General features: G+C 64.0%; 23 protein-coding genes and 1 pseudogene. 18 read left to right on the forward strand and 6 right to left on the reverse strand.

Going from position 1 to position 25,374, the window contains the following annotated elements:
- The first annotated feature begins 233 nt into the window (after positions 1–233).
- The 3 genes from AC1Q5S_RS10135 to AC1Q5S_RS10145 all read left to right on the forward strand — a co-directional run bounded on the left by AC1Q5S_RS10135 (position 234) and on the right by AC1Q5S_RS10145 (position 3,050).
- Positions 234–719, forward strand: a complete 486-nt coding sequence (locus AC1Q5S_RS10135) for a peroxiredoxin (protein ID WP_026436445.1) — start codon at positions 234–236, stop codon at positions 717–719.
- A 184-nt stretch (positions 720–903) separates the two neighbouring features.
- A complete protein-coding gene (locus AC1Q5S_RS10140; protein WP_492238814.1) occupies positions 904–2,661 on the forward strand; it encodes a PhoH family protein in 1,758 nt (585 codons plus the stop codon).
- 2 nt (positions 2,662–2,663) lie between these two features.
- On the forward strand, positions 2,664–3,050 hold the full coding sequence (locus AC1Q5S_RS10145) for a hypothetical protein (protein ID WP_422205426.1): 387 nt from the start codon (positions 2,664–2,666) through the stop codon (positions 3,048–3,050).
- 76 nt (positions 3,051–3,126) lie between these two features.
- On the opposite strand, the gene dnaB is transcribed toward AC1Q5S_RS10145, so the two are convergent.
- The 5 genes from dnaB to rpsF all read right to left on the reverse strand — a co-directional run bounded on the left by dnaB (position 3,127) and on the right by rpsF (position 6,175).
- Positions 3,127–4,545: a replicative DNA helicase gene (dnaB, locus tag AC1Q5S_RS10150; RefSeq protein WP_092697133.1), complete on the reverse strand. Its 1,419-nt coding sequence runs from the start codon at positions 4,543–4,545 to the stop codon at positions 3,127–3,129.
- 179 nt (positions 4,546–4,724) lie between these two features.
- Positions 4,725–5,177: a 50S ribosomal protein L9 gene (rplI, locus tag AC1Q5S_RS10155; RefSeq protein WP_026436441.1), complete on the reverse strand. Its 453-nt coding sequence runs from the start codon at positions 5,175–5,177 to the stop codon at positions 4,725–4,727.
- A 12-nt stretch (positions 5,178–5,189) separates the two neighbouring features.
- On the reverse strand, positions 5,190–5,471 hold the full coding sequence (gene rpsR / locus AC1Q5S_RS10160; RefSeq protein ID WP_005795932.1) for a 30S ribosomal protein S18: 282 nt from the start codon (positions 5,469–5,471) through the stop codon (positions 5,190–5,192).
- A gap of 17 nt (positions 5,472–5,488) precedes the next feature.
- On the reverse strand, positions 5,489–5,779 hold the full coding sequence (gene priB, locus AC1Q5S_RS10165) for a primosomal replication protein N (protein ID WP_303837016.1): 291 nt from the start codon (positions 5,777–5,779) through the stop codon (positions 5,489–5,491).
- An 18-nt stretch (positions 5,780–5,797) separates the two neighbouring features.
- Positions 5,798–6,175: a 30S ribosomal protein S6 gene (gene rpsF / locus AC1Q5S_RS10170; protein ID WP_422205430.1), complete on the reverse strand. Its 378-nt coding sequence runs from the start codon at positions 6,173–6,175 to the stop codon at positions 5,798–5,800.
- A 229-nt stretch (positions 6,176–6,404) separates the two neighbouring features.
- Here rpsF and grpE point away from each other — a divergent pair, with 229 nt between their 5' ends.
- The 9 genes from grpE (at position 6,405) to leuB (ending at position 16,308) form a co-directional block, all read left to right on the forward strand.
- Positions 6,405–6,956 carry a nucleotide exchange factor GrpE gene (grpE, locus tag AC1Q5S_RS10175; protein WP_303837013.1) on the forward strand — a complete coding sequence of 184 codons (552 nt, stop codon included), beginning with the start codon at positions 6,405–6,407 and terminating at the stop codon, positions 6,954–6,956.
- An 81-nt stretch (positions 6,957–7,037) separates the two neighbouring features.
- Complete coding sequence (dnaK, locus tag AC1Q5S_RS10180) at positions 7,038–8,984, forward strand: molecular chaperone DnaK (protein WP_422205432.1); 1,947 nt, start codon at positions 7,038–7,040, stop codon at positions 8,982–8,984.
- A gap of 87 nt (positions 8,985–9,071) precedes the next feature.
- Positions 9,072–10,217, forward strand: a complete 1,146-nt coding sequence (gene dnaJ, locus AC1Q5S_RS10185) for a molecular chaperone DnaJ (protein WP_303837949.1) — start codon at positions 9,072–9,074, stop codon at positions 10,215–10,217.
- Between the two features lie 215 nt (positions 10,218–10,432).
- Positions 10,433–11,797, forward strand: coding sequence for an MBL fold metallo-hydrolase (locus tag AC1Q5S_RS10190; RefSeq protein WP_492238815.1), 1,365 nt, complete (start codon positions 10,433–10,435; stop codon positions 11,795–11,797).
- A 165-nt stretch (positions 11,798–11,962) separates the two neighbouring features.
- The gene (locus AC1Q5S_RS10195; protein ID WP_492238816.1) at positions 11,963–12,889 is read left to right on the forward strand and encodes a LysR family transcriptional regulator; all 927 of its coding nucleotides are present in this window, start codon (positions 11,963–11,965) and stop codon (positions 12,887–12,889) included.
- Between the two features lie 46 nt (positions 12,890–12,935).
- The gene (gene leuC, locus AC1Q5S_RS10200; RefSeq protein ID WP_303837943.1) at positions 12,936–14,357 is read left to right on the forward strand and encodes a 3-isopropylmalate dehydratase large subunit; all 1,422 of its coding nucleotides are present in this window, start codon (positions 12,936–12,938) and stop codon (positions 14,355–14,357) included.
- Positions 14,358–14,368: 11 nt separating this feature from the next.
- Complete coding sequence (locus AC1Q5S_RS10205; RefSeq protein ID WP_026436433.1) at positions 14,369–14,494, forward strand: entericidin A/B family lipoprotein; 126 nt, start codon at positions 14,369–14,371, stop codon at positions 14,492–14,494.
- A gap of 11 nt (positions 14,495–14,505) precedes the next feature.
- Positions 14,506–15,156 (forward strand): 3-isopropylmalate dehydratase small subunit, encoded by a 651-nt coding sequence (gene leuD / locus AC1Q5S_RS10210; RefSeq protein WP_303837941.1) that lies wholly within the window; start codon positions 14,506–14,508, stop codon positions 15,154–15,156.
- Between the two features lie 78 nt (positions 15,157–15,234).
- On the forward strand, positions 15,235–16,308 hold the full coding sequence (gene leuB, locus AC1Q5S_RS10215) for a 3-isopropylmalate dehydrogenase (protein WP_422205436.1): 1,074 nt from the start codon (positions 15,235–15,237) through the stop codon (positions 16,306–16,308).
- A 138-nt stretch (positions 16,309–16,446) separates the two neighbouring features.
- On the opposite strand, the gene AC1Q5S_RS10220 is transcribed toward leuB, so the two are convergent.
- On the reverse strand, positions 16,447–17,244 hold the full coding sequence (locus AC1Q5S_RS10220) for an alpha/beta fold hydrolase (RefSeq protein WP_303837881.1): 798 nt from the start codon (positions 17,242–17,244) through the stop codon (positions 16,447–16,449).
- 429 nt (positions 17,245–17,673) lie between these two features.
- On the opposite strand from AC1Q5S_RS10220, the gene asd reads away from it, so the two are divergent.
- The 6 genes and pseudogenes from asd to trpA all read left to right on the forward strand — a co-directional run bounded on the left by asd (position 17,674) and on the right by trpA (position 25,336).
- A complete protein-coding gene (gene asd, locus AC1Q5S_RS10225) occupies positions 17,674–18,831 on the forward strand; it encodes an aspartate-semialdehyde dehydrogenase (RefSeq protein ID WP_492238817.1) in 1,158 nt (385 codons plus the stop codon).
- 287 nt (positions 18,832–19,118) lie between these two features.
- Positions 19,119–21,635, forward strand: coding sequence for a motility hub landmark protein FimV (locus tag AC1Q5S_RS10230; RefSeq protein WP_492238818.1), 2,517 nt, complete (start codon positions 19,119–19,121; stop codon positions 21,633–21,635).
- Positions 21,635–22,504, forward strand: a complete 870-nt coding sequence (gene truA, locus AC1Q5S_RS10235) for a tRNA pseudouridine(38-40) synthase TruA (protein ID WP_303837886.1) — start codon at positions 21,635–21,637, stop codon at positions 22,502–22,504. Before AC1Q5S_RS10230 ends, truA begins: the two co-directional genes overlap by 1 nt.
- Positions 22,501–23,263, forward strand: a pseudogene (locus AC1Q5S_RS10240) (phosphoribosylanthranilate isomerase). The gene truA and the pseudogene AC1Q5S_RS10240 overlap by 4 nt, the downstream one beginning before the upstream one ends.
- Positions 23,241–24,518, forward strand: a complete 1,278-nt coding sequence (gene trpB / locus AC1Q5S_RS10245; RefSeq protein WP_303836464.1) for a tryptophan synthase subunit beta — start codon at positions 23,241–23,243, stop codon at positions 24,516–24,518. The pseudogene AC1Q5S_RS10240 and the gene trpB overlap by 23 nt, the downstream one beginning before the upstream one ends.
- Entirely contained in the window at positions 24,515–25,336 is an 822-nt protein-coding gene (trpA, locus tag AC1Q5S_RS10250; protein WP_303836462.1) for a tryptophan synthase subunit alpha, read from the forward strand. Before trpB ends, trpA begins: the two co-directional genes overlap by 4 nt.
- Positions 25,337–25,374 lie beyond the last annotated feature (38 nt).

A 25,374-nucleotide genomic window follows, 5' to 3' on the forward strand; every position in this document is an offset into this window, starting at 1 on the left:
CCTTGGCCATCTGTCTGTCCTGCGCCGAGTGAAGGTCGGCTCAGGTTTGGAGTTTACTTAATTTACGGATAAATCCTTAGATCGTGAACACGTTCTGAGGGGCGGGGTGGCAAGTTGGTTCCCGGGCGTTTTCGGGGTAAAATCCCAGGTTGCGGTCGGGGGCACCACCAAAAGCAATAACACCCCAGCTCCCCCGGCTTTTCAACGACTACATCCTGAGAGATTGAAGTGCCATGGCGATCGTTGTCAACAAACCCCTCCCTGAATTTGAAGCCAACGCGACTGGTGGAATCAAGGTGTCCAACACCTCCCACCTCGGCCAGATTGTGATTCTGTACTTCTACCCCAAGGACAACACCCCTGGATGCACCACGGAAGCCATGCAGTTCCGTGACCGGTACAAGGACTTCGTCAAGGCGGGCGCAGCCGTTTTCGGCGTATCGCGCGACAACATGAAGTCGCACGACGAGTTCAAGGAAAAGCTGGAGCTGCCGTTTGAGCTGATCGCCGATACCGAAGAAAAGATGTGCCACATGTTCGGCGTGGTCAAGAACAAGATCATGTACGGCAAGAAGGTCAAGGGCATCGAGCGCAGCACCTTCCTGATCGGACCCGACGGCATTCTGCACAACGAATGGCGCGGTCTCAAGGTGCCGGGCCACGTGGACGAAGTGCTCAAGGCCGTCAAGACCATCAAGGCCCTGAAAAAGGCCGCCTGAAATCCACCGTTGCAAGCCCCCCCCAACACGGACTGCGGACGCCTTCCGCAATCCGACACGGTGAATGGGCATAATGGTTTGATGCTTCTGAAATCAGCAACGCTTTTTTCTTCCTCCAAAGCCGCCTTGGTCTCCAGGCGGCTTTTTGCTTTCTGAACACCCCACTGCCCGAGACCCCGCCACCATGCCCCTGCCCCCCGCCCCCAGCCGGCGCGCCGCCCTCCTCGCGCCTGAAGCCTACAAAGCAAGCGCCCGCCCCGTCGAAAACCAGCTTCCCGACGCAGAGACAACAGCCACCCCCGCCAGCCGGGGTGGACGCAAGAACCCACGCAACGATGCGGCGGCCATCGAAATGGGCACGGCCCCTGCCCTGATCCAGGTCGAGACCCGGTCACGCACGCTGGAACCTGCCCGCACGCCCGCCAAGGCCCCCGCACCCGCCGCGCGCAGCTCCGCCAGTACACGCGGCTCGCGCAGCCCCGGCAGCAAGACCACCGCCAGCGCGCCCGCAGCAGCCGGCGCTTCCCGCAGCAAAAAGGCAGCACCGCAGGGCCCTGCCAAGCTGTTCGTGCTGGACACCAACGTGCTGCTGCACGATCCGACCAGTCTGTTCCGCTTTGAGGAACACGACATCTTCCTGCCCATGATCGTGCTGGAAGAGCTGGATGGCCACAAGAAGGGCATGACCGAAGTGGCCCGCAACGGCCGCCAGACCAGCCGCACCCTGGATGCCCTGGCAGGCGTGCATGGCGCCGACATTGCGCACGGGCTCAAGCTCGACTCCACGGGCCAGCGCGCCGCAGGCGGCCACCTGTTCTTTCAGACGGCCCCGCTGGATTACAGCCTGCCCACCAGCCTGCCGCAAGGCAAGGCCGACAACCAGATCCTGGGCGTGGTGGAAGCGCTGCGCAAGCTGCACGCCCCGCGCGAAGTGGTGCTGGTATCCAAGGACATCAACATGCGCGTCAAGGCGCGCGCCCTGGGCCTGAACGCCGAGGACTACCAGAACGACAAGACGCTGGAAGACGGCGATCTGCTCTACTCTGGCGTACTGGCCCTGCCCCCCGACTTCTGGACCAAGAGCGGCAAGAACGTGGAAAGCTGGCAAAGCGGCGCGAACACCTATTACCGCATCGGCGGCCCCATCGTGCCGCAGTTGATGATCAACCAGTTTGTGTACTTCGAGGCTCCGGGCGAGCCCAGCATGTTTGCCCGGGTCAGCGAGATCCGCGAAAAAACAGCGGTGCTGCAGACGCTCAAGGACTATGGCTCGGCCAAGCATGCGGTGTGGGGCGTGACCACGCGCAACCGCGAGCAGAACTACGCCATGAATCTGCTCATGGACCCTGAGGTCGATTTCGTCACACTGACCGGCACGGCCGGCACCGGCAAGACCCTGCTGGCCCTGGCCGCGGGCCTCACGCAAGTGCTGGACGACCGCCGCTACACCGAAATCATCATGACCCGCGCCACCGTGAGCGTCGGTGAGGACATCGGCTTTCTGCCCGGCACCGAGGAAGAAAAGATGGGCCCCTGGATGGGCGCGCTCGACGACAACCTCGAATTCCTGGCCAAGGGCGATGGTGGCAACGCGGGAGAGTGGGGGCGCGCCGCCACCAACGAGCTCATCCGCAGCCGCATCAAGATCAAGAGCATGAACTTCATGCGCGGGCGCACCTTCCTGAACAAGTACGTGATCATCGACGAGGCGCAGAACCTGACGCCCAAGCAGATGAAGACGCTGATCACCCGTGCCGGCCCCGGCACCAAAATCATCTGCATGGGCAACCTTGCGCAGATCGACACGCCCTATCTCACCGAAGGCTCGTCGGGTCTGACCTACGCCGTGGACCGCTTCAAGGGCTGGCCGCACGGCGGCCACATCACGCTGGCGCGCGGCGAGCGCTCACGCCTGGCAGACTTTGCCAGCGAGGTGCTGTAGAGATGGCGGTGGGCTGGGTTGCCGCCCTCAAGCTGGTTCCCTGGGGCGACGTCCTGGAGGCAACGCCCCAGATTCTGCAGGCGGCCAAGAAGCTGCTGGGCACCACGCGCCAAAGCACTGCGGATGCCGCTGCAGGCAAACTGGCGGATGCGGACGGCGCAGCCGCTCCTCCGGTCGCCCTGCAACTGCAGCAATTGCGCGAGCGTGTGGTGCGGCTCGAACTGGAGCAGCAGGAATCGGCCCTGTTGATCCAGTCCCTGGCCGAACAGCATGCCCAGGTGGTGCAGGCGGTCGAGGCACTGCGCCTGCGCAACCGGCACCTCACGGCAGCCGTCGCAATACTGGGGACGTTGTGCGTGGGCCTGCTGGTGTGGGCACTGCGGCCATAGCATCGCCCGCAGCCGTAAATAGCTTCTATTTTGATAGCTGCTAGCGCTTACAGATCAAGTGCTAGCGGCTTTTTCATTAGAAGTCGTCGCCCGACCCCATCGCCAGGCTTTCGAAGCGCGTCTGCGACTTCTGGAAGAACAGCTTCACGGTGCCGGTGGGGCCATTGCGCTGCTTGCCGATGATGACCTCGGCCACGTTCGGCTCCTTGCTGTCCTTGTTGTAGTAGTCGTCGCGGTAGATGAACATGATGATGTCGGCATCCTGCTCGATGGCGCCCGACTCGCGCAAATCGCTCATCATGGGGCGCTTGTCGGTGCGCTGCTCCACCGAACGGTTGAGCTGCGACAGCGCGATCACCGGGCACTGCAGCTCCTTGGCCAGCATCTTCAGGCCGCGCGAGATTTCGCCCAGCTCGGTGGCCCGGTTCTCGCCCTGCGAGCCGCTGGAGCCGCTCATCAGCTGCAGATAGTCCACCACGATCAGGCCCAGCTTGCCGCACTGGCGCGCCAGGCGCCGCGCATTGGCGCGCAGCTCCGACGGCGTCAGGCCCGGTGTTTCGTCGATGTGCAGCGACACGGTGCGCAGTTTCTCGATGGCCTCGGTCAGGCGCGGCCATTCCTCATCCGAGAGCTTGCCGGTGCGCAGGTTGCCCTGGTTGATGCGGCCAATCGAGCCGACGATACGCACGGCCAGCTGCGCGGCGCCCATTTCCATCGAGAAAATGGCCACGGGCAGGCCTTCATTCAGCGCCACATGCTCGGCAATGTTCACGGCAAACGCCGTCTTGCCCATGGACGGGCGGGCCGCCAGCACCACCATGTCGCCCGCCTGCAGGCCCGAGGTCATGCGGTCGAGATCGATGAACCCGGTGGGCACGCCGGTGATGTCGTTCGGGTTGTCGGCCATCTCCTGCACCCGGTCGAGCAGATCCACCACCAGCGTGTCCATGGCCTGAAAGCCCTGCTTCATCCGCGAGCCTTCCTCGCCGATGTTGAAGATTTTCTGCTCGGCCTCGTCAAGGATCTTGTCGACCGGACGCCCCTGCGGGTTGAACGCATTGGTGGCGATCTCGTCGCTGGCGGTGACCAGCTTGCGCAGGATGGCGCGCTCGCGCACGATCTCGGCATAGCGGCGGATGTTGCTCGCGCTGGGCACATACTGCGCCAGATTGTTCAGGTACCCCAGGCCACCGATTTCCTCGGCCTTGCCCAGCCCCTGGAGCTGCTCGTACACCGTGATCACGTCGGCGGGCTTGCTGCCATTGATCAGGCCGCCGATGGCGGCATAGATCAGCTTGTGTTCGTAGCGATAAAAATCGCCGTCCTTGAGCAGATCGCCCACGCGGTCCCAGGCGTTGTTGTCCAGCAGCAGCCCGCCGAGCACACTCGATTCCGCCTCGATCGAGTGCGGTGGCACGCGCAACTGGGCAATTTCGCGATCCGGCAGGGGCGGAGCAAAACCGTGGTCTTCGAGCGGGGGAAAAACAGCGGACATGGGGTTCCTTGGGACAGGCGTTCAATGCTAGCGCAGAGCAGCCTGGCGGGATGGGGACAAGCCTGTGGATAACCAGGGGGCAGACTGTGGGTGGCCCTGTATGGGCGTACCGCACCAAAAACAAAAGCCGCCCAAGGGCGGCTTTTGCACAACGTCACGAAATGACGGTGGGGCGACGATCAGGCCGTTTCGCCGTAGACCGACACGTTGACTTCCACCACCACATCGGTGTGCAGAGCCACGCTGACAGCCGTTTCGCTGACAACCTTGATAGGGCCGTTGGGCAGACGAACCTGGGCCTTCACAACCTTGTAGCCTTGCTTGTTCAGCTCTTCGGCGATGTCGTGGTTGGTCACGGAACCAAACAGACGACCATCCACGCCCGCCTTTTGCGTCAGCTTGACGGTGGTACCGGCCAGCTTTTCGCCTTCAGCCTGGGCTTGTGCCAGCTTGGCAGCGGCTGCCTTTTCGAGTTCGGCGCGCTTGGCTTCGAACTCGGCCTTGTTGGCTTCGGTGGCGCGGCGTGCACGGCCCGAAGGGATCAGGAAGTTGCGGGCGTAGCCGTCTTTCACCTTGACGATTTCGCCGAGGTTGCCGAGGTTCACAACCTTGTCGAGCAGAATGATTTGCATGGGTTGTGCTCCTTAGATCTTGTGCTGGTCGCTGTAAGGCACCAGGGCCAGGAAGCGGGCGCGCTTGATGGCGGTGTTCAGCTGGCGCTGGAAAATGGCGCGCGTGCCGGTCAGGCGTGCGGGAATGATCTTGCCGTTTTCGGCGATGAAATCGCGCAGCGTATCGACATCCTTGTAGTCGATTTCTTCAACACCGGTCACCGTGAAGCGGCAAAAGCGCTTGCGCTTGAACAGCAGGGACTGGGTGTTGCGCTTTGGGCGCTTGTCTTTGTTGAACTTCTTGAACGTGGCCATTGCGGACCCCTTGAAAATTAATTTTGTTGAATATCCTGGATGTGGAGCACTGCGTTCTTGCCGTTGCGCGGTGTGGCCAGAAATCCATTGAAAGTCCAGAGACTTCCGATGTTTTGCCGGGCCAGACGCTCGGCCATTGCACCAAAGGCAACGGCTTTCATGGCAGCCTTGACGTCCCGGGGCTGGCCTGCTTCGGTTTGCTGGGACTCGTGTTCGAGTCGCAGGGTGATGGCAGGCAATCCAGCGGGTGTGTAGCGCAGGGCCTCGGCCTCAGCGATACAGGCGGTCAAGACAACGCGGTTTTCCACTCCCCTAGGGCTGGAAGATCAGCGGTCGTTGGCCGCTGCGTACTCGGCCTGGCTGACCTTGCGGGCTTCTTCGCGCTCGACGGTCTTCATCATCGAAGACGGGCTGGTCTCGGCCTTCTTCTTCTGAACCGTCAGATGGCGCAGCACGGCGTCGTTGAACTTGAAGGCGTGCTCCAGTTCAGCCATCACGGCCTGGTCGGCTTCGATGTTCACGCACAGGTAGTGGGCCTTGGCCAGCTTGTTGATCAGGTACGCCAGTTGACGGCGGCCCCAGTCTTCCACGCGGTGCACCTTGCCACCGCCAGCGGTGATCATGCCCTTGTAGCGCTCCAGCATGGCTGGAACTTGTTCGCTTTGATCCGGATGGATCAACAAAATGATTTCGTAATGACGCATGCATACTCCTTTTGGGTAAGACCACCCACTGCGTCTCGAAGTGGTGTGGCAAGGCAAAGCCGGCAATTATAACCAGCATGTTTGCGCTTGTACACTCCCGGCCTGATCCATGCGTTCCTTCGGTGTCCGTGGACACGGACAAAGCGTCCTGACGCTGCCGCAGGCCTTGAAATACGGCCCACCCGCCCCATCCTTGTCGCGTATCCGTACGTTTCATAAAAATTCCGACATGCCAGATAACAGCCAGCCATCTCCCCTCCCAAGCAATCCCGCTCCCGAAGAAGTCGAGGCCGCCATGGCCGCCAACGCTTCTGATGAAATGACCCGCCTGCAGGGCGAGCTGGCCGAACTCAAGGCCAAGAGCGCCGATCTGGCCGACCAGTTCCTGCGCGCCAAGGCCGAGGCAGAGAACGCCCGCCGCCGCGCGGAAGACGAAGTCTCCAAGGCCCGCAAGTTCGGCATCGAGAGCTTTGCCGAAAGCCTGCTGCCCGTCTGCGACAGCCTGGACGCCGCCCTAGCCATCCAGAACGCCACGGCCCAGCAACTGCGCGAAGGCTCCGACGCCACGCTGCGCCAGCTGCAAGCCGCCCTGGAACGCAACAAGGTGCAGGCCATCAACCCGGCCGCCGGCGACAAGTTCGATCCGCACCAGCACCAGGCCATCAGTGTGGTGCCGGCCGAGCAGGAGGCGAACACCGTGGTGGCCGTGCTGCAAAAAGGCTATGTGATCGCCGAGCGCGTGCTGCGCCCCGCCCTGGTGACCGTGGCCGCCGCCAAATAATTTCACGGAACCAACTTGAAGCCCTTCAAGTTATCCACAAGTTACTAGCTATCCAACCATTCCAACATTGCGGAGAAGAACATGGGAAAAATCATCGGTATCGACCTGGGCACCACCAACAGCTGCGTGTCCGTCATGGAAGGCAACACCACGCGCGTGATCGAGAACTCGGAAGGTGCCCGTACCACGCCGTCGATCGTTGCGTACCAGGAAGATGGTGAAGTGCTGGTGGGAGCCTCGGCCAAGCGCCAGGCCGTGACCAACCCCAAGAACACGCTGTACGCCATCAAGCGCCTGATCGGCCGCAAGTTCACCGAGAAGGAAGTGCAAAAGGACATCGACCTGATGCCCTACAAGATCACTGCCGCCGACAACGGCGATGCCTGGGTGGAAGTGCGCGGCAACAAGATCTCGGCCCAGCAGGTCAGCGCCGACATTCTGCGCAAGATGAAGAAGACCGCCGAAGATTACCTGGGTGAGCCCGTGACCGAGGCCGTGATCACCGTGCCCGCCTACTTCAACGACGCCCAGCGCCAGGCCACCAAGGACGCCGGCCGCATCGCCGGCCTGGAAGTCAAGCGCATCATCAACGAGCCCACCGCAGCAGCCCTGGCCTTCGGCCTGGACAAGCAGGAAAAGGGCGACCGCAAGATCGCCGTGTATGACCTCGGTGGCGGCACGTTCGACGTGTCCATCATCGAAATCGCTGACGTCGATGGCGAAAAGCAGTTCGAAGTGCTGTCGACCAACGGCGACACCTTCCTGGGTGGCGAGGACTTCGACCAGCGCATCATCGACTACATCATTGCCGAGTTCAAGAAAGAGCAAGGCGTTGACCTGTCCAAGGACGTGCTGGCCCTGCAGCGCCTGAAGGAAGCCGCCGAAAAGGCCAAGATCGAGCTGTCCAACAGCGCGCAGACCGACATCAACCTGCCCTACATCACGGCCGATGCCTCGGGCCCCAAGCACCTGAACATCAAGCTCACGCGTGCCAAGCTCGAAGCCCTGGTGGAAGAGCTGATCGAGCGCACCATCGCCCCCTGCCGCACCGCCATGAAGGACGCCGGCATCAGCGTTTCCGACATCAACGACGTGATCCTGGTCGGCGGCATGACGCGCATGCCCAAGGTGCAGGAGAAGGTCAAGGAATACTTCGGCAAGGAACCCCGCAAGGACGTGAACCCCGACGAGGCCGTGGCCGTGGGCGCGGCCATCCAGGGCCAGGTGCTGTCGGGCGACCGCAAGGACGTGCTGCTGCTGGACGTGACGCCATTGAGCCTGGGCATCGAGACCCTGGGCGGCGTGATGACCAAGATGATCACGAAGAACACGACCATCCCCACCAAGTTCGCGCAGACCTTCTCCACCGCCGACGACAACCAGCCGGCCGTGACCATCAAGGTCTACCAGGGCGAGCGCGAGATGGCCAGCGGCAACAAGCTGCTGGGCGAGTTCAACCTCGAAGGCATTCCACCTGCATCGCGCGGCACGCCGCAGATCGAGGTGTCGTTCGACATCGACGCCAACGGCATCCTGCACGTGGGCGCCAAGGACAAGGGCACGGGCAAGGAAAACAAGATCACCATCAAGGCCAACTCGGGCCTGTCGGAAGAAGAAATCCAGCAGATGGTCAAGGACGCCGAGCTCAACGCCGCCGACGACAAGAAAAAGCTCGAACTGATCCAGGCCCGCAACCAGGGCGAAGCCGCCGTGCACAGCGTGAACAAGAGCCTGGCCGAGCATGGCGACAAGCTCGATGCCGGCGAAAAGGAGGCGATCACCGCTGCGGTCAAGGCGCTGGAAGAAGTGCTCAAGGGCGAGGACAAGGACGCCATTGATGCCAAGACCACGGCGCTGATGGCCGCCAGCCAGAAGCTGGGCGAGAAAATGTACGCCGAATCCCAGGCGGGGCAGGCGGCCCAGGCAGCCGGTGGCGCGGACGCGGCAGGCGCATCGGCATCGTCGGACAAGCCCGCGGACGACGACAACGTGGTCGATGCCGAAGTGAAGGAAGTCAAGAAGGGCTAAAGCAGCCCTTGCTGAACCGAGCCGCCGCGCCGGCCCCTTTCCAGGGTGCCTGCGCGGCGTTCCTCTTCCAACCAGGCTGATTCATCCATGTCCAAAAGAGACTATTACGAGGTCCTCGGCGTTCCCAAGAACGCCTCCGAGGACGAAATCAAGAAGGCCTATCGCAAGCTGGCGATGAAGCACCACCCTGACCGCAACCAGGGGGATACCGCCAAGGGCGCCGAGGAGAAATTCAAGGAGGCCAAAGAAGCCTACGAGATGCTTTCCGATGCCCAGAAGCGCGCGGCCTACGACCAGTACGGCCATGCCGGCGTGGATCCGAACATGCGCGGCCCCGGCGGGCCTGGTGCGGAAGGGTTTGGCGGCTTTGCCGAGGCCTTCGGTGACATCTTCGGCGACATGTTCGGCCAGCAGGGCGGTCGCGGGCGTGGTGCGGGCGGCCGTCAGGTGTACCGCGGCAGCGATCTCAGCTACGCCATGGAAATCACCCTCGAAGAAGCCGCGCGCGGCAAGGATGCGCAGATCCGCATTCCGTCGTGGGAAAGCTGCGACACCTGCCATGGCAGCGGCGCCAAGCCTGGCACCAGCGCCAAGACCTGCACCACCTGCAGCGGAAGCGGCACAGTGCAGATGCGCCAGGGTTTCTTCAGCGTGCAGCAGACCTGCCCGCACTGCCGCGGCACGGGCAAGATCATTCCCGAGCCCTGCACGACCTGCCACGGCCAGGGCCAGCTCAAGAAGCAAAAGACGCTGGAAGTGAAGATCCCTGCCGGCATCGACGACGGCATGCGCATCCGCAGCACGGGCAACGGCGAGCCGGGCACCAACGGTGGGCCACCCGGTGACCTGTACATCGAGATCCGCCTGAAGAAGCACGACATCTTCGAGCGCGATGGCGACGACCTGCACTGCCAGGTTCCTGTGAGCTTCATCACGGCGGCACTCGGTGGCGAGATCGAGGTGCCCACCCTGGCCGGCAAGGCCGCCATCGACATCCCCGAAGGCACGCAGGCGGGCAAACAGTTCCGACTGCGCGGCAAGGGCATCAAGGGCGTGCGCGCCAGCTACCCCGGCGACCTGTACTGCCACATCGCGGTGGAAACACCCGTCAAGCTGACCGAGCACCAGCGCAAGCTGCTGCGCGAGCTGGAAGAATCGCTGAAGAAGGGTGGCGGCCGCCACTCGCCCAGCGGCGAGAGCTGGACCGACCGGTTGAAGAACTTCTTCAGCTGAACGCGTGGCGCCGCACCGGGCGCCGGCCATTGCACACCAGGCTGCCCCGCACCGCGCGGGGCAGCCTTTTTTCTGGCACCCGCGTTCCTGCTCGCGTCCCCGCAATCTTTGCCAGCGTACCTTGATCTGCATCACCTTCCGACCCGCTCCACCCCGAGAAGGCAGCCGCCGCAGGCCGCTACGATGGCAGCCATTGGCATGCATGGAGGATCGCAATGGAAGTCAACATCACCTTTCTGGGCGGCGCGGGCACCGTCACCGGCTCCAAATACCTGGTGCGCCACAACGGCCACAGCATGCTGGTCGATTGCGGCCTGTTCCAGGGCTACAAGCAGCTGCGCCTGCGCAACTGGCAACCCCTGCCCCTCACGCCCCACCAGATCGATGCGGTGGTGCTGACCCACGCGCACCTGGACCACAGCGGCTACCTGCCCCTGCTGGCACGCGATGGCTATACCAGGGCCATCCACTGCACGCCCGGCACGCGCGACCTGTGCGCCATCCTGCTGCCCGACAGCGGGCACCTGCAGGAAGAAGACGCCGCCTTCCTGAACCGCCACCAGCTCTCGCAGCACGCACCGGCGCTGCCGCTGTACACCCGGCTGGATGCGCAGCACTGCATGAAGCAGTTTCGCACCCACGCGTTCCACAAGGCCTTCGAGCCGATTCCCGGCTGGCGCGTGACCTTCACGCCGGCCGGGCATATCCTGGGCGCGGCCAGCGTGCTGCTGGAAGTGGGCGGGCGGCGCATCCTGTTCTCGGGCGATCTGGGCCGGCCCGATGACCTGCTCATGAACCCGCCCGAGGCTGCGCCACAGGCCGACACCGTGCTGGTCGAAGCCACCTACGGCGACCGCCAGCACCCGCAGGAAGACATCCTGCAAGAGCTGGCCCCCGCCCTGCAACGCCTGGCCCAGCGCGGTGGCGTGGCCGTGGTGCCGGTGTTTGCCGTGGGCCGGGCGCAGGCCGTGCTGCACGCCATCAACCTGCTCAAGAAGCAGGGGAGCGTTGCGCGGTCGCTGCCGGTGTTTCTGGACAGCCCCATGGCCGTGAGCACCACCGGGCTGTTCGCGCACCACACGGGTGAACACCGGCTGACCGCGCACGAGGCCGATGCCCTCGCGCACGGCGCCACCATGGTGCAGACCACCGACGAATCCAAGGCCCTGGCGCGCCGCCACGGGCCCATGGTGATCCTGTCGGCCAGCGGCATGGCCACGGGCGGGCGTGTGCTGCACCACCTGGCCCTGTATGCGGGCGACCACCGCAACATGGTCATCATCACCGGCTACCAGGCCCCGGGCACGCGCGGCGCGCGCATCGCCAGCGGCGAAAAGACCACGCGCATCCACGGGCAGGACATCGATGTGCGCGCCGAGGTGGTGCAGCTCACGTCTGCCTCGGCCCATGCCGACGCCAACCAGGCGCTGGCCTGGCTGCGCAGCATGGGGCACGCGCCCGACCGGGTGTTTGTGGTGCACGGCGAGATGGGCGCGGCCGACATGCTGCGCCAGCGCATTGAGCACGAGCTGCGCTGGCGCGCGACGGTGCCCGAGCATGGCAGCACGCTCCCGGCCTGAAGGCGTGGGATCAGCATCGCATCAAAAAGAGGGGCTGCCAGCTCCTCTTTTTGGTACAGCAGCCTTTTGCACGATGAATGCCATCGCATTCAGCGATGGCAGCAAACAATAATTGGGCTGAAAATACACAGTCTTCTCGAAACAAGAAGACTACACCCCCACCCCATGAAAAGCTCCGAGCGCAGTTTTGCGCGCCGTATCGACCTTACCTCGCTGCAACTGTTTGTGGCGGTGTGCGAGCTCGGCAGCATCGGCCGCGCGGCGGAGCGCGAGTTCATTGCCGCCTCGGCCGTCAGCAAGCGGCTGTCCGACCTGGAAACCGCCGTCGATACCGCCCTGCTCTACCGCCACAGCCGGGGTGTGACGCTCACGCCCGCCGGAGAAAGCCTGCTGCACCATGCGCGCACCGTGCTGTTTGGCCTGGAGCGCATGCAGGGCGAACTGAGCGAATACGCCGAAGGCGTGCGCGGCCATGTGCGCATGCACGCCAACATTTCGGCCATCGTGCAGTTTCTGCCCGAGGACCTGGGCGCTTTTGCGCGCGCCCACAGCCAGGTCAAGATTGACCTTCAGGAACACCTGAGCAGCGATGTGCTGCACGCCGTGCAGGAAGGCGCGGCCGACCTGGGCATTTGCAACACCGGTGGCCCCGCCGCCACCGATCTGCAAAGCCGCCCGTACCGCACCGACCGTCTGGTGCTGGTTGTGCCTGCAGCGCACGCCCTGTCTGGGCAAGAAGCTATCCATTTTGAAGATGTGCTGGACTGGGACATTGTCGGCCTGCATGCCAACAGCAGCATCAGCCTGGCCATGCGCGCTGCTGCTGCGTCGGCCGGCCGGCCCCTGCGCCAGCGCATCCAGGTCACCGGGCTCGACGCCATGTGCCGCATGATCGACAACGGCCTGGGCGTGGGCCTGCTGCCCGACCGGGCCTTTGCCCTCATGCAGGGGGTGGGCCGCCTGCAGGCCGTGCCCCTGGCCGACCCCTGGGCGCAGCGCGAACTGCGCCTGGTGGCCCGCGATTTCGACGCCCTGCCCGTGACGGCCCGGCTGCTCGTGGAGCATCTGACCCCCCCACGGGCGGCACTTTGACGCCCCCCTAAAATCCAACCACCCCACCCCGAGAAAAGAGACTGCCATGGGACGCACCCTGTATGACAAGATCTGGGACGAGCATGTCGTCCACACCGAAGAGGACGGCACCTCCATCCTCTATATCGACCGCCACCTGGTGCACGAAGTCACCAGCCCCCAGGCGTTTGAAGGCCTGCGCGAAGCGGGCCGCAAGGTGTGGCGCATGAGCTCCATCGTGGGCACGGCCGACCACAACACGCCCACCACGGGCTGGGAGCGTGGCTACGACGGCATTGCCGACCCCATCAGCAAGGAGCAGATCACCACGCTGAACGACAACATGGCGCAGATCACGCCAGCGGCGTTCTTCCCCTTCATGCACAAGCGCCAGGGCATCGTGCACGTCATCGGCCCCGAAAACGGCGCCACCCTGCCGGGCATGACCGTGGTCTGCGGCGACAGCCACACCAGCACGCATGGCGCGTTTGGTGCGCTGGCCCACGGCATCGGCACCAGCGAGGTCGAGCATGTAATGGCCACGCAGACACTGCTGGCCAAGAAGGCCAAGAACATGCTGGTGCAGGTGGACGGCAATTTGCCCAAGGGCGTGACCCCCAAGGACGTGGTGCTGGCCATCATCGGCAAGATCGGCACGGCGGGCGGCACGGGCTACACCATCGAGTTTGCAGGCTCGGTGTTCCGCGCCATGAGCATGGAAGGCCGCATGACCGTGTGCAACATGGCCATCGAAGGCGGCGCGCGCGCGGGCCTGGTGGCGGTGGACGACAAGACCATTGAATACGTCAAGGGCCGCCCCCTGTCGCCCACGGGCGTGGAATGGGACCAGGCCGTGGCCTACTGGAAGACGCTGCACTCGGATGCGGACGCGGTGTTCGACACCGTCATCAAGCTCGACGCCGCCACCATCGTGCCCCAAGTCACCTGGGGCACCTCGCCCGAGATGGTGCTGGGCGTGGACGCCCGCGTGCCCGATCCCGACAAGGAAAAAGACGCCAACAAGCGCGGCGCCATCGAGCGTGCGCTCACCTACATGGGCCTGCAACCGGGCAAGGCCATCAACGACATCACCATCGACAAGGTGTTCATCGGCTCGTGCACCAACAGCCGCATCGAAGACATGCGCGAAGCCGCCGCCGTGGTGAAGAACCTGGGCCGCAAGGTGGCCAGCAACGTCAAGCTGGCCATGGTGGTGCCCGGTTCGGGCCTGGTCAAGGAACAGGCAGAGCGCGAAGGCCTGGACAAGATCTTTGTCGCCGCAGGCTTTGAGTGGCGCGAGCCCGGCTGCAGCATGTGCTTGGCCATGAACGCCGACCGGCTGGAGCCCGGCGAGCGCTGCGCATCCACCAGCAACCGCAACTTCGAAGGCCGCCAGGGCGCCGGTGGCCGCACGCACCTGGTGAGCCCCGCCATGGCTGCAGCGGCTGCCGTGCACGGCCACTTCGTGGATATTCGCCAATTTGCCTGAAGGAGACCGCCATGAAGAAGATCGCCACCCTCATCGCCCTGTCCGCCGCTTTCCTGCTGGCCGGATGCAACACCGTCAAAGGCGTGGGCCAGGACATCGAACGCGCGGGCAGTGCCATCGAACGCGCCGCCAAGTAACAAAGAACGCCATGCAGAAATTCACTTTGCTCAAGGGGCTCGTCGCCCCCATGGACCGCGAGAACGTCGACACCGACGCCATCATCCCCAAGCAGTTCCTGAAGTCGATCAAGAAAACCGGCTTTGGCGTGAACCTGTTTGACGAATGGCGCTACCTGGACCACGGCGAGCCCGGCCAGGACCCCGCCAGCCGCCAACCCAACCCCGACTTCGTGCTGAACCAGCCGCGCTACCAAGGCGCCTCCATCCTGCTGGCGCGCAAGAATTTCGGCTGCGGATCCAGCCGCGAGCACGCGCCCTGGGCGCTGGACCAGTACGGCTTTCGCGCCGTGATCGCACCGAGCTTTGCCGACATCTTCTTCAACAACTGCTTCAAGAACGGCCTGCTGCCCATCGTGCTGCCCGAAGCCACGGTGGCCCAGCTGTTTGACGAAGTGGCCGCCTTCCCCGGCTACCAGCTCACCATCGACCTGGAGCGCCAGGTCATCGTGCGCCCCCAAGGCGAAGAGATCGCGTTCGAGGTGCAGGCCTTCCGCAAATACTGCCTGCTCAACGGTTTTGACGACATCGGCCTGACCCTGCGCCAGTCCGACAAGATCAAGGCCTTTGAAGCCCAGCGCCTGGCGACCAAGCCCTGGCTCGCACACACCATGGTGTCGTGATCCACCCAATTTCAACCCAATCGGCTGCTAGCGCTACATCCACATGCGCTAGCAGCCATCAAAAACAAAGCAAATTTCATGAAAATCGCAGTTCTACCGGGTGACGGCATTGGCACAGAAATCGTTTCTGAAGCCGTGAAGGTGCTCGAAGCCCTGGATCTCCCCTTCGAGATGGAATCCGCCCTGGTGGGCGGCGTGGCCTATGACGCCCACGGCCACCCCCTGCCCGAGTCCACCCTCCAGCTCGCCAAGGAAGCCGACGCCATCCTGTTCGGCGCCGTGGGCGACTGGAAATACGACAAGCTCGATCGCCCTCTGCGCCCCGAGCAGGCCATCCTGGGCCTGCGCAAGAACCTGGGTCTGTTTGCCAACTTCCGCCCCGCCATCTGCTATGAGCAGCTCGTGGGCGCATCGAGCCTCAAGCCCGAGCTGATTGCGGGCCTCGACATCCTCATCATCCGCGAACTGACCGGAGACATCTACTTCGGCCAGCCGCGCGGCCGCCGCACGGCGGTGGATGGCCACTTCCCCGGTGCCGAAGAAGCGTTTGACACCATGCGCTACAGCCGCCCCGAGATCGAGCGCATCGCCCACGTCGCCTTCCAGGCCGCGCGCAAGCGCAACAAGAAGGTCACCAGCGTGGACAAGGCCAATGTGCTGGAGACCTTCCAGTTCTGGAAGGACGTGATGACCGAAGTGGGCCAGCAATACCCCGACGTGGAACTGCAGCACATGTACGTGGACAACGCTGCCATGCAGCTCGTGAAGGCCCCCAAGGCGTTTGACGTGGTGGTCACCGGCAACATGTTTGGCGACATCCTGTCGGACGAAGCCTCCATGCTCACCGGTTCCATCGGCATGCTGCCCTCCGCATCGCTCAACAGCAAAAACCAGGGGCTGTACGAGCCCAGCCATGGCAGCGCCCCCGACATCGCGGGCAAGGGCGTGGCCAATCCGCTGGCCACCATCCTCTCGGCCGCGATGATGCTGCGCTTCAGCCTCAACCAGGAAGCCGCTGCCCAGCGCATCGAGGCGGCCGTGCAAAAGGTGCTGGCCCAGGGCCTGCGCACGCCCGACATCTACAGCGAAGGCACCACCAAGGTGGGCACGGCGCAAATGGGGGATGCGGTGGTGAAGGCACTGGACGACTGACGCACCGAGCGCAGTGCGCATCCGAAGAAAAAAGGCGGTCCTCAAAGACCGCTTTTTGCTTTCCGTCACTGCGCTATGGCTCTGGAAATTCAAAATGCGCCGCTTCAGCAGCCGACACCAGCGCCCGTGGCCATGGCGTCAGCCCCGCCCGAGGAAACGCGCTATGGTCTCATTGACAATCTGCGGGTGCGTGATCGGACCCATGTGCCCCAGGCCTTCGAACTCGACAACCTGTAGCTGCGGCAGGGTGTGCGTTAAAAGCCTTCCCACACCGCGGGACGATACCGGGGAATTCTTCCCGGTCATGTAGAGAACCGGAACATTCACCCTGGAAAATGCCGCAAGGGTTGTCGGCTCACAGAACAAGGCCTCGGCCCACCCGCGCACGTTGGCAACTGAAGCGGCAATGGGGCCTTTGCGTGGCTCAGGCGTCCGGGCCCAGGCGCCTTGCCCCATCCAGAAGTCGATAAAACATTCGGCTGCGCCGGCTGGATCATCCGCTTCAAGTGCCGCCGCAGCGTCGGCCACGGCACAGCGGATACCGTCGGCCTCATTGGGAGGAAGCGACTCGGCGTCGAGCAATGAAAACAGGGTCGGCTCATACAGGGCCAAGCGGCGGATTCGATGGGGTTGCGATACGGCCGCAACCAGCGCTACCGCAGCACCATACGAATGCGCAACCACGGAAAAGGGATCCCCCGCGCGCGCGAAGACCGGTTCGAGCAGCGCGACTTCGTCTTGAAGGCGAACGGGTTGGTTCGTGGGCCACGCGGGACTCTTGCCCGCACCGTACGAATCGGCGGCCAGCACGTGGAAACTCGGCGCAAGGGCTTCCATCAGAAGCCGCCACTGGTTCGAACTACTTGCGTTGGCGTGCAAACAGACGACCCCGGGGCCGGCGCCCGCCTCGCGAAAAAAGGGGGTTAGAGATGGCATGCCAACGCCTTAAGGGATGGAGGCTACCGCAAGGTTGACCACGAAACTGGCGGCGGGGTGCAACTTTCACGGGTGAGCGATTCTGGCACGAGACTCCACCGCGAGGCGCCCACCAGAAATGGCACGCCGCTCAAGGACGCCACACGCAGGGCCAGCCCGCCAGACCCTTTGTGCGCTGCGGCCGCGCGGAAGCCAGTCACGCGAAATCTGCTGTCCAGTACAATCTTGCGCTATGTTTGTCGCCCGCCCGTTCGCCCTGAACACAGCATCCGCCCCCCTGGCTGGTGTGGCTGCGCGCGCAATCACCACCAAAACCACGACCATTAAGGGCTGATCCAGCTCCGGTTCGTCGTGCGCCCTCCCTGGCCAGACGAGCCGGGGCAAAACAGCCAGGTCTGGCACTGTTTCTTACTTTGAAAGGGCGTTGAAATGAGCAAGTTGGTAGGTTTGGTCGGCTGGCGCGGCATGGTCGGCTCGGTGTTGATGGACCGCATGGTGCAGGAGAAGGATTTCGATCTGATCGAGCCCCTGTTCTTCTCCACCTCCAACGCCGGCGGCAAGGCCCCTGCACAAGCCAAGAACGAAGCCACGCTGCAGGATGCGTTCAACATCGACGCCCTCAAGCGCTGCGACATCATCCTCACCGCCCAGGGTGGCGACTACACCAACGCGGTGTATCCCAAGCTGCGCGCAGTCGGCTGGAATGGCCACTGGATCGACGCCGCATCCTCCCTGCGCATGGAGAAGAACGCGGTCATCGTGCTCGACCCGGTGAACATGCCCGTCATCAAGAACGCGCTGGCGAACGGCGGCAAGGACTGGATCGGCGGCAACTGCACCGTCAGCTGCATGCTGATGGGCGTGGGCGCGCTGTACAAGGCCGGCCTCGTCGAATGGATGAGCACCCAGACCTACCAGGCCGCCAGCGGCGGCGGCGCCCAGCACATGCGCGAGCTGCTCACGCAGTACGGCACGCTGAACGCCGAGGTCAAGGCCCTGCTGGACGACCCCAAGAGTGCCATCCTGGAGATCGACCGCAAGGTCATCGCCAAGCAGCGCAGCCTCACCGCCGCTGAAACCACCAATTTCGGCGTGCCGCTGGGTGGCAGCCTGATCCCCTGGATCGACAAGGACCTGGGCATCGGCAAGAGCCAGGACGAACCTGGCTGGGGTACATCCAAGGAAGAATGGAAGGGCATGGCCGAGACGAACAAGATCCTCGGCATGGGCGAAGGCTTCAACTCGGCCGCCATCCCGGTCGATGGCTTCTGCGTGCGCGTGGGCGCCATGCGCTGCCATAGCCAGGCCCTGACCTTCAAGCTCCGGAAGAACGTGCCCGTGGCCGACATCGAAGCCATGATTGCGGCCGACAACCAGTGGGTGAAGGTGGTACCCAACACCCGTGAGGCGACCATCCAGGACCTGACCCCCGTGGCCGTGACCGGCACCATGGCGATCCCCGTGGGCCGCATCCGCAAGCTGGCCATGGGCCCCGAGTACGTGGGCGCCTTCACTGTCGGCGATCAATTGCTGTGGGGCGCAGCAGAGCCTCTGCGCCGCATGTTGCGCATCCTCCTGAGCGCCTGACCAAGATCGATCCCGCAAGCGCGCACGGCCCTGCCGCTGCGCGCTTTTTCTTGTCCGCATGGCAAGAAACACCCGGTTACGCTACGTTGGCAATTGACAACAAGGGAATACGCCAAAACCGGGCACCAACACCCCGCACAAAGCTTCCACGCTACCCCAGCTTGTCAGTGCAAAACATTGATGCTATGGTGCTTTTTACATATTTGCACGCGCCGGGGCGGGATCAGACCATGCGAAGAACCACGCCGCTCGACCGGGCCGCACAACCACCACTTTTGATGGCACACATGCATCGTTGGAAATTTTCTGTCCTGGCCGCTGCGGCCGTCGCATTGACCGGCTTCTATGCCGACGATGCTTCTGCCTTCGCTCTGGGTCGCATCACGGTGCAGTCTGCTCTTGGTGAGCCGCTGCGCGCCGAAATCGAACTGCCCCAAATCACCCCGGAAGAGGCTGACACCCTGCGCGCCACCACCGCTTCGCCCGAAGTGTTTCGCGCCCAGGGCATGGAGTTCAATCCGGCGGTGACCAACCTGCGCGTGCAACTGCAGCGACGTGCCAATGGCACTGCCGTGTTGCGCCTGTCCAGTGACCGCCCCGTCAACGACCCCTTCGTTGACCTGGTTCTAGACGCCTCGTGGAGCAGTGGCCACATCGTGCGCAACTACACCATGCTGTTTGATCCCCCGGCATCGCGCCGCGCAGCACCCGCCGTGACCGCGGCAGCGCAAGCCTCGGCGCCCGCCGCTCAGGCGCAGGGCGGCTCTGCAGCGGCGACCGCACGCGCATCGGCTCCCGCTGCACCCCGCAGCACCGCTGCAACCGCCCCACGCCCAGCGCCTGCCAACGACGGTGTCACCGTTCAGGCGGGAGACACGGCTGGCCGCCTCGCCAATGCTTACCGCCCCGCCAGCGTATCGCTGGATCAGATGCTCGTGGCACTGCTGCGCGCCAACCCAGACGCCTTCATCCAGGGCAATGCCAACCGGCTCAAGGCCGGGGCTGTGCTGCAAATGCCTGACGAGGCTGCCGCACTGGCAACGCCGCCGGCCGAAGCCCGCCAGATTCTGGCGGCACAAAGCCGGGATTTCAACGCTTTCCGCCGCAGACTCGCTGCGGCAGCCCCCACGACCAAGGTGGCAGCCGCAGAGCGCTCTGCCAGCGGCACGGTCCAAACCCTCATCGAAGACAAGACACCCGCAACAGCAGCGCCTGACAAGCTGACCCTGTCCAAGGGGACCATCACGGGCCAGAAAGCGGCAGAAGACCAGCTGGCCAAGGACAAGCAAGCCAAGGAATCCTCGGCCCGGATGGCTGAACTGTCCAAGAACATCAACGAGTTGAACAAGCTCAGCGCGGCGTCTGCGCCAGCCGCCGAACCTGCAGCTGCTGCCTCCAGCACACCTGGCTCGGTTGCCGTGGCCACGCCGGCATCGCTGTCCAGCCAGCCAGCCGCCTCCGAGCCGGCGGCCAGCATGCCCGCTGCAGCCGAAGCGGCCGCCTCGGATCCGGCAGTGCCCGCAGAAACCGCCGCACCGGCCTCCGCTCCTGCACCAGCACCTGTGCCCAAACCCGCACCCGTGCCCATGCCAGCCGCCGAAACGAGCTTTCTTTCGGGCCTGATGGAAGACCCGCTGGTGCCTGCAGGGGGACTGCTCGCATTGATCGCCCTGGGGGGTTACGGTGCCTACCGCGTGGTCCAACGGCGCCGTGCCAATGCCGGTGTTGACAGCTCATTCATGGATAGCCGCGCACAACCCGACTCCTTTTTTGGCGCCACCGGCGGCCAGCAAGTGGACACGGCCAACAGCCAGATGACTACTGGCTCGTCCATGGCCTACTCCCCCAGCCAGCTGGATGCCGGCGGTGACGTGGATCCAGTGGCCGAAGCCGATGTGTACCTGGCATACGGCCGTGACCTCCAGGCCGAAGAAATCCTCAAGGAAGCGATTCGCCACAACCCGGCCCGCATATCGATACACGCCAAGCTGGCCGAGATTTACGCCAAACGGCAGGATCGCAAGGCCCTTGAGGCAGTGGCAGGTGACGTATTCAAGCTCACACAGGGCGAAGGCCCGGACTGGACGCGCGTGACCGAACTGGGGCGCGACCTGGACCAGGCAAACCCGCTGTACCAGCCTGGCGGTCGCCCTGGTGCACTAAATGGCAATGCCTTGGCCACGTCCGCTGCCACTGCGGCGAACACCGCGATGGCCGTTGCCTCCGCGGCAACAACGCTGCCACCCGATCTCGACCTGGACCTGGATCTGGATTTGCCCCAGGACGCACGGACCAAGGCACCAGCCGCCGCTGCCAACGAAATTGACACCGAATTGGCAGAATTTCCACAACTGGATCTGCCTACGTCCCCGCAGGCCGTTGAGTCAGCCGTGGCAGTAGCCCCTGCCATCGCGCCACCTCCCATGGCAGACCTGGATTTTCCAGCCACCGACGATGACCTCACCATGCTCACGTCCGGGGCCATACCGCCGACGACCAGCCTCCCGACAGACACCACCCCGCACATGGCCCCGATGGAGTTTGATCTGGGCGATCTGACGCTGGACTTGGGCGCACCGTCCAAACCCCTCACCGCCCCCGTGGCGGCAGCGGCACCCGCCTTGGCAGACAGCGGCGTCGACGCGGCTGCCGACGATCCCTTGACAACCAAACTGGCACTGGCACAGGAGTTCAATGCCATCGGCGATACCGACAGCGCCCGAACCCTGATCGAAGAAGTGGTCACCGAGTCCTCGGGAGCGCTCAAGGCCCGCGCCCAGCGGCTGCTGGCCGACCTGGGCTGATGCGCCCGGTCGATTCCACCGCACCGCATGACCCGGCCCCAGGCCACCTCTCCAGGGTGGCCATGGGAGTCGGCTACAACGGCCAGCGCTACAGCGGCTGGCAAAGCCAGCTGTCTGGCAACACCATCCAGGACCACCTCGAAGCGGCCCTGGGCCGCTTTGCTACGCAGCGGATCAGCACCCTGTGTGCGGGCCGCACCGATGCGGGGGTGCACGGTCTCATGCAGGTCGTCCACTTTGATACCCCTCTGCACCGCCCGGCGGCATCGTGGGTACGCGGCACCAACACCTTTCTGCCAGCGGATATCGCCGTGCAATGGGCCCAGCCAGTGCCCAATGGCTTTCATGCGCGCGGAAGCGCCATTGCACGGCGCTACGCCTATGTGCTGCTCCAGTCTCCCGTACGCCCCAGCGTCGATGCGGGCCGCGTGGGCTGGGTCTTTTACCCGCTCGACCACGCTGCCATGCAGCAGGCGGCGCAACAACTGCTAGGTGAACACGACTTCACCTCGTTCCGGGCTTCGGCTTGCCAGGCCAAGTCGCCCATCAAGACCCTGCAACGGATCGCCATCACCCGCACACCAGCCCACGGGGCAGAGCCGTCTGACGGCTTTGCGCCCTGCTACTGGCGTTTCGAGTTCGAAGCCAATGCTTTCCTGCACCACATGATCCGCAACATCATGGGCTGCCTGATCGCTGTGGGCCAGGGCAAGAAACCGCCGCAATGGATCGGTGCGGTGCTGCGCGCGCGCTCACGCAACGCGGCAGCGCCCACCTTTTCGCCCGACGGCCTGTATTTTCAAGGCCCGGTTTACGAACCCCATTGGGGCCTGCCCAGCCGCACGGCTGCGTATGATTGGCTGCCATGAGCAGTCTGCCGCCCGAAAAACCACCCATTCCCCCCTGCATTCGCACCCGCATCAAGATCTGCGGGCTGACACGCGAACAGGACGTTGACGCAGCGGTCGCCGCGGGGGTGGATGCCATCGGCTTCGTGATGTATCCAGCCAGTCCCCGGGCCGTCACCCCGCAAAGGGCTGCCGCGCTGGCCTCTCGCCTGCCCCCGTTCGTTACACCTGTGCTGCTGTTTGTCAACGATACTGCTTCCAATATCATAGCTACCAGCACTTTATTGGCGGGCGCCATCATTCAGTTTCATGGTGACGAATCCCCTGCGGATTGCCTGGCTGCCACCCTCGGGGGGGCCCGTCCGTTTCTGCGCGCTGCCCGCATTCCCCTTGGCGATGGTGCCGAACGCTTCGACCTCGTAAAATACGCACAGGATTTTTCACACGCCCAAGCCATCCTGCTCGACGCCCATGTCGACGGCTATGGCGGCGGCGGCAAGGCATTCAATTGGTCACTCCTTCCACCAAGCGTCAGCTCTCATCTCGTTTTGTCTGGTGGACTCACGCCTGCAAACGTGACCGATGGCATTTTGCAAGTCCGCCCGCGAGGCCTCTCGCTGGCGGTTGACGTCAGCTCCGGCGTCGAAGCCGATGGCCCCGATGGCAAACCCATCAAGGGCATCAAGGACGCCGAAAAAATCCAACGCTTCGTTGCCGCCGTGCGTGCGGCCGATGCCCAACTTGCAAAGATCCCCCCATGAGTTCCTACCAGCAACCTGATGCTTCCGGTCATTTCGGCCCCTACGGCGGCAGTTTTGTCAGCGAAACCCTGACCCATGCCATCCAGGAGCTGCGCGACGCCTACGCCCGCTACCAGAACGACCCCGAGTTTCTGGCCGAGTTCGAGTACGAACTCAAGCACTTCGTGGGCCGCCCCTCACCCATCTACCACGCAGCCCGCACCAGCCGCGAAATGGGCGGTGCGCAGATCTACCTCAAGCGCGAAGACCTGAACCACACCGGCGCGCACAAGATCAACAACGTGATCGGCCAGGCCATGCTGGCCAAGCGCATGGGCAAGCCGCGCGTGATTGCCGAAACGGGCGCCGGCCAGCACGGCGTGGCCACCGCCACCATCTGCGCGCGCTACGGCCTGGAATGCGTGGTGTACATGGGCAGCGAGGACGTCAAGCGCCAAAGCCCCAACGTCTACCGCATGAAGCTGCTGGGCGCCACCGTGGTGCCCGTGGAATCGGGCAGCAAGACACTGAAGGATGCACTGAACGAAGCCATGCGCGACTGGGTGGCCAATGTGGACAACACCTTCTACATCATCGGCACCGTGGCCGGGCCCCACCCCTACCCGATGATGGTGCGCGACTTTCAGAGCGTGATCGGCAAGGAATCCATCGAACAGATGCCCGCCATGCTGGCCGACCAGAAGCTGCCTGCCCGGCAACCCGATGTGGTGATTGCCTGCGTGGGCGGCGGCAGCAATGCCATGGGCATCTTCCACCCCTACATTCCGTTTGAGAACACCCGCCTGATTGGCGTGGAGGCGGCCGGAGAAGGACTGGAGTCGGGCAAGCACTCGGCCTCGCTGCAAAAAGGCAGCGCCGGGGTGCTGCATGGCAACCGCACCTTCATCCTGCAGGATGACAACGGCCAGATCACCGAAACCCACAGCATCAGCGCGGGCCTGGACTACCCCGGCGTGGGACCTGAGCACGCCTGGCTGCAGGAAATCGGCCGCGCCGAATATGTTGGCATCACCGACAAGGAAGCCCTGGAAGCGTTCCACTACCTGTGCCGCACCGAGGGCATCATCCCTGCGTTGGAGTCCAGCCATGCCGTGGCCTATGCCCTGAAGCTGGCCAAAACCATGCGCCCTGACCAATCCATCCTCGTGAACCTTTCGGGCCGGGGGGACAAGGACATCGGCACCGTGGCCGACCTGTCCGGCGAAGATTTTTATGACCGCCCCTCCATGCGCGGCCTGTCCGTCAAGGGCGCTGTGGGAGACGCCAAACCATGAGCCGCATCCAGACCACTTTCAACCAACTGCAAGCCCAGGGCCGCAAGGCGCTGATCCCCTACGTCACGGCCGGGTTCCCGTTTGCGGACATCACCCCCTCGCTCATGCACGGCATGGTGGAAGCCGGTGCCGACGTGATCGAGCTGGGCGTGCCGTTTTCCGACCCCATGGCCGACGGCCCGGTCATCCAGAAGGCGGGTGAAAAAGCCCTGGGCATGGGCGTTGGCATGGTACAGGTGCTGGACCATGTGCGCGAATTCCGCCAACGCAACACCACCACCCCCGTGGTGCTGATGGGCTACGCCAACCCGGTGGAGCGCTACGACCAAAAGCACGGCACGGCAGGGGCAGGAAGCGCCTTTGTGCGCGATGCCGCCGAGGCCGGGGTGGATGGCGTGCTCATCGTGGACTACCCGCCCGAGGAATGCGAGGCCTTTGCGGCCGATCTGCGCGCCCACGGCATGGACCTGATCTTTCTGCTGGCCCCCACCAGTACCGACGAGCGCATGGCCCAGGTGGCCCGCGTGGCCAGCGGCTATGTGTACTACGTCTCGCTGAAGGGTGTCACAGGCTCTGGCGCTTTGGACACGGCGGCCGTGGAGCAGATGCTGCCCCGCATCCGCCAGCATGTGCACATCCCGGTGGGTGTGGGCTTTGGCATCCGGGATGCCGCTACGGCGCAGGCGATCGGCCAAGTGGCCGATGCGGTAGTGATCGGCAGTCGCATCATCCAGCTGATTGAAGACCAGGAGCACGCCAAGGTGGTCCCCATCACGATCGACTTCCTGCGCGGTATCCGAAAAGCGCTCGACGCATAATAGAGGGCAACCCCCTGAGCGGCTTCGCCGCTTCCCCC

It is taken from the genome of Acidovorax sp. GW835-FHT14B10 (genome assembly GCF_058793725.1).

Coding starts and splice junctions, on each gene's coding strand:
- dnaJ (WP_303837949.1), top strand. CDS start 9,072: ATGTCCAAAAGAGACTATTACGAGGTCCTCGGCGTTCCCAAGAACGCC.
- leuD (WP_303837941.1), top strand. CDS start 14,506: ATGCAGAAATTCACTTTGCTCAAGGGGCTCGTCGCCCCCATGGACCGC.
- AC1Q5S_RS10145 (WP_422205426.1), top strand. CDS start 2,664: ATGGCGGTGGGCTGGGTTGCCGCCCTCAAGCTGGTTCCCTGGGGCGAC.
- trpA (WP_303836462.1), top strand. CDS start 24,515: ATGAGCCGCATCCAGACCACTTTCAACCAACTGCAAGCCCAGGGCCGC.
- grpE (WP_303837013.1), top strand. CDS start 6,405: ATGCCAGATAACAGCCAGCCATCTCCCCTCCCAAGCAATCCCGCTCCC.
- leuB (WP_422205436.1), top strand. CDS start 15,235: ATGAAAATCGCAGTTCTACCGGGTGACGGCATTGGCACAGAAATCGTT.
- rplI (WP_026436441.1), bottom strand. CDS start 5,177: ATGCAAATCATTCTGCTCGACAAGGTTGTGAACCTCGGCAACCTCGGC.
- AC1Q5S_RS10140 (WP_492238814.1), top strand. CDS start 904: ATGCCCCTGCCCCCCGCCCCCAGCCGGCGCGCCGCCCTCCTCGCGCCT.
- AC1Q5S_RS10205 (WP_026436433.1), top strand. CDS start 14,369: ATGAAGAAGATCGCCACCCTCATCGCCCTGTCCGCCGCTTTCCTGCTG.
- AC1Q5S_RS10195 (WP_492238816.1), top strand. CDS start 11,963: ATGAAAAGCTCCGAGCGCAGTTTTGCGCGCCGTATCGACCTTACCTCG.
- rpsF (WP_422205430.1), bottom strand. CDS start 6,175: ATGCGTCATTACGAAATCATTTTGTTGATCCATCCGGATCAAAGCGAA.
- AC1Q5S_RS10230 (WP_492238818.1), top strand. CDS start 19,119: ATGCATCGTTGGAAATTTTCTGTCCTGGCCGCTGCGGCCGTCGCATTG.
- asd (WP_492238817.1), top strand. CDS start 17,674: ATGAGCAAGTTGGTAGGTTTGGTCGGCTGGCGCGGCATGGTCGGCTCG.
- dnaB (WP_092697133.1), bottom strand. CDS start 4,545: ATGTCCGCTGTTTTTCCCCCGCTCGAAGACCACGGTTTTGCTCCGCCC.
- trpB (WP_303836464.1), top strand. CDS start 23,241: ATGAGTTCCTACCAGCAACCTGATGCTTCCGGTCATTTCGGCCCCTAC.
- AC1Q5S_RS10190 (WP_492238815.1), top strand. CDS start 10,433: ATGGAAGTCAACATCACCTTTCTGGGCGGCGCGGGCACCGTCACCGGC.
- leuC (WP_303837943.1), top strand. CDS start 12,936: ATGGGACGCACCCTGTATGACAAGATCTGGGACGAGCATGTCGTCCAC.
- dnaK (WP_422205432.1), top strand. CDS start 7,038: ATGGGAAAAATCATCGGTATCGACCTGGGCACCACCAACAGCTGCGTG.
- rpsR (WP_005795932.1), bottom strand. CDS start 5,471: ATGGCCACGTTCAAGAAGTTCAACAAAGACAAGCGCCCAAAGCGCAAC.
- AC1Q5S_RS10135 (WP_026436445.1), top strand. CDS start 234: ATGGCGATCGTTGTCAACAAACCCCTCCCTGAATTTGAAGCCAACGCG.
- AC1Q5S_RS10220 (WP_303837881.1), bottom strand. CDS start 17,244: ATGCCATCTCTAACCCCCTTTTTTCGCGAGGCGGGCGCCGGCCCCGGG.
- truA (WP_303837886.1), top strand. CDS start 21,635: ATGCGCCCGGTCGATTCCACCGCACCGCATGACCCGGCCCCAGGCCAC.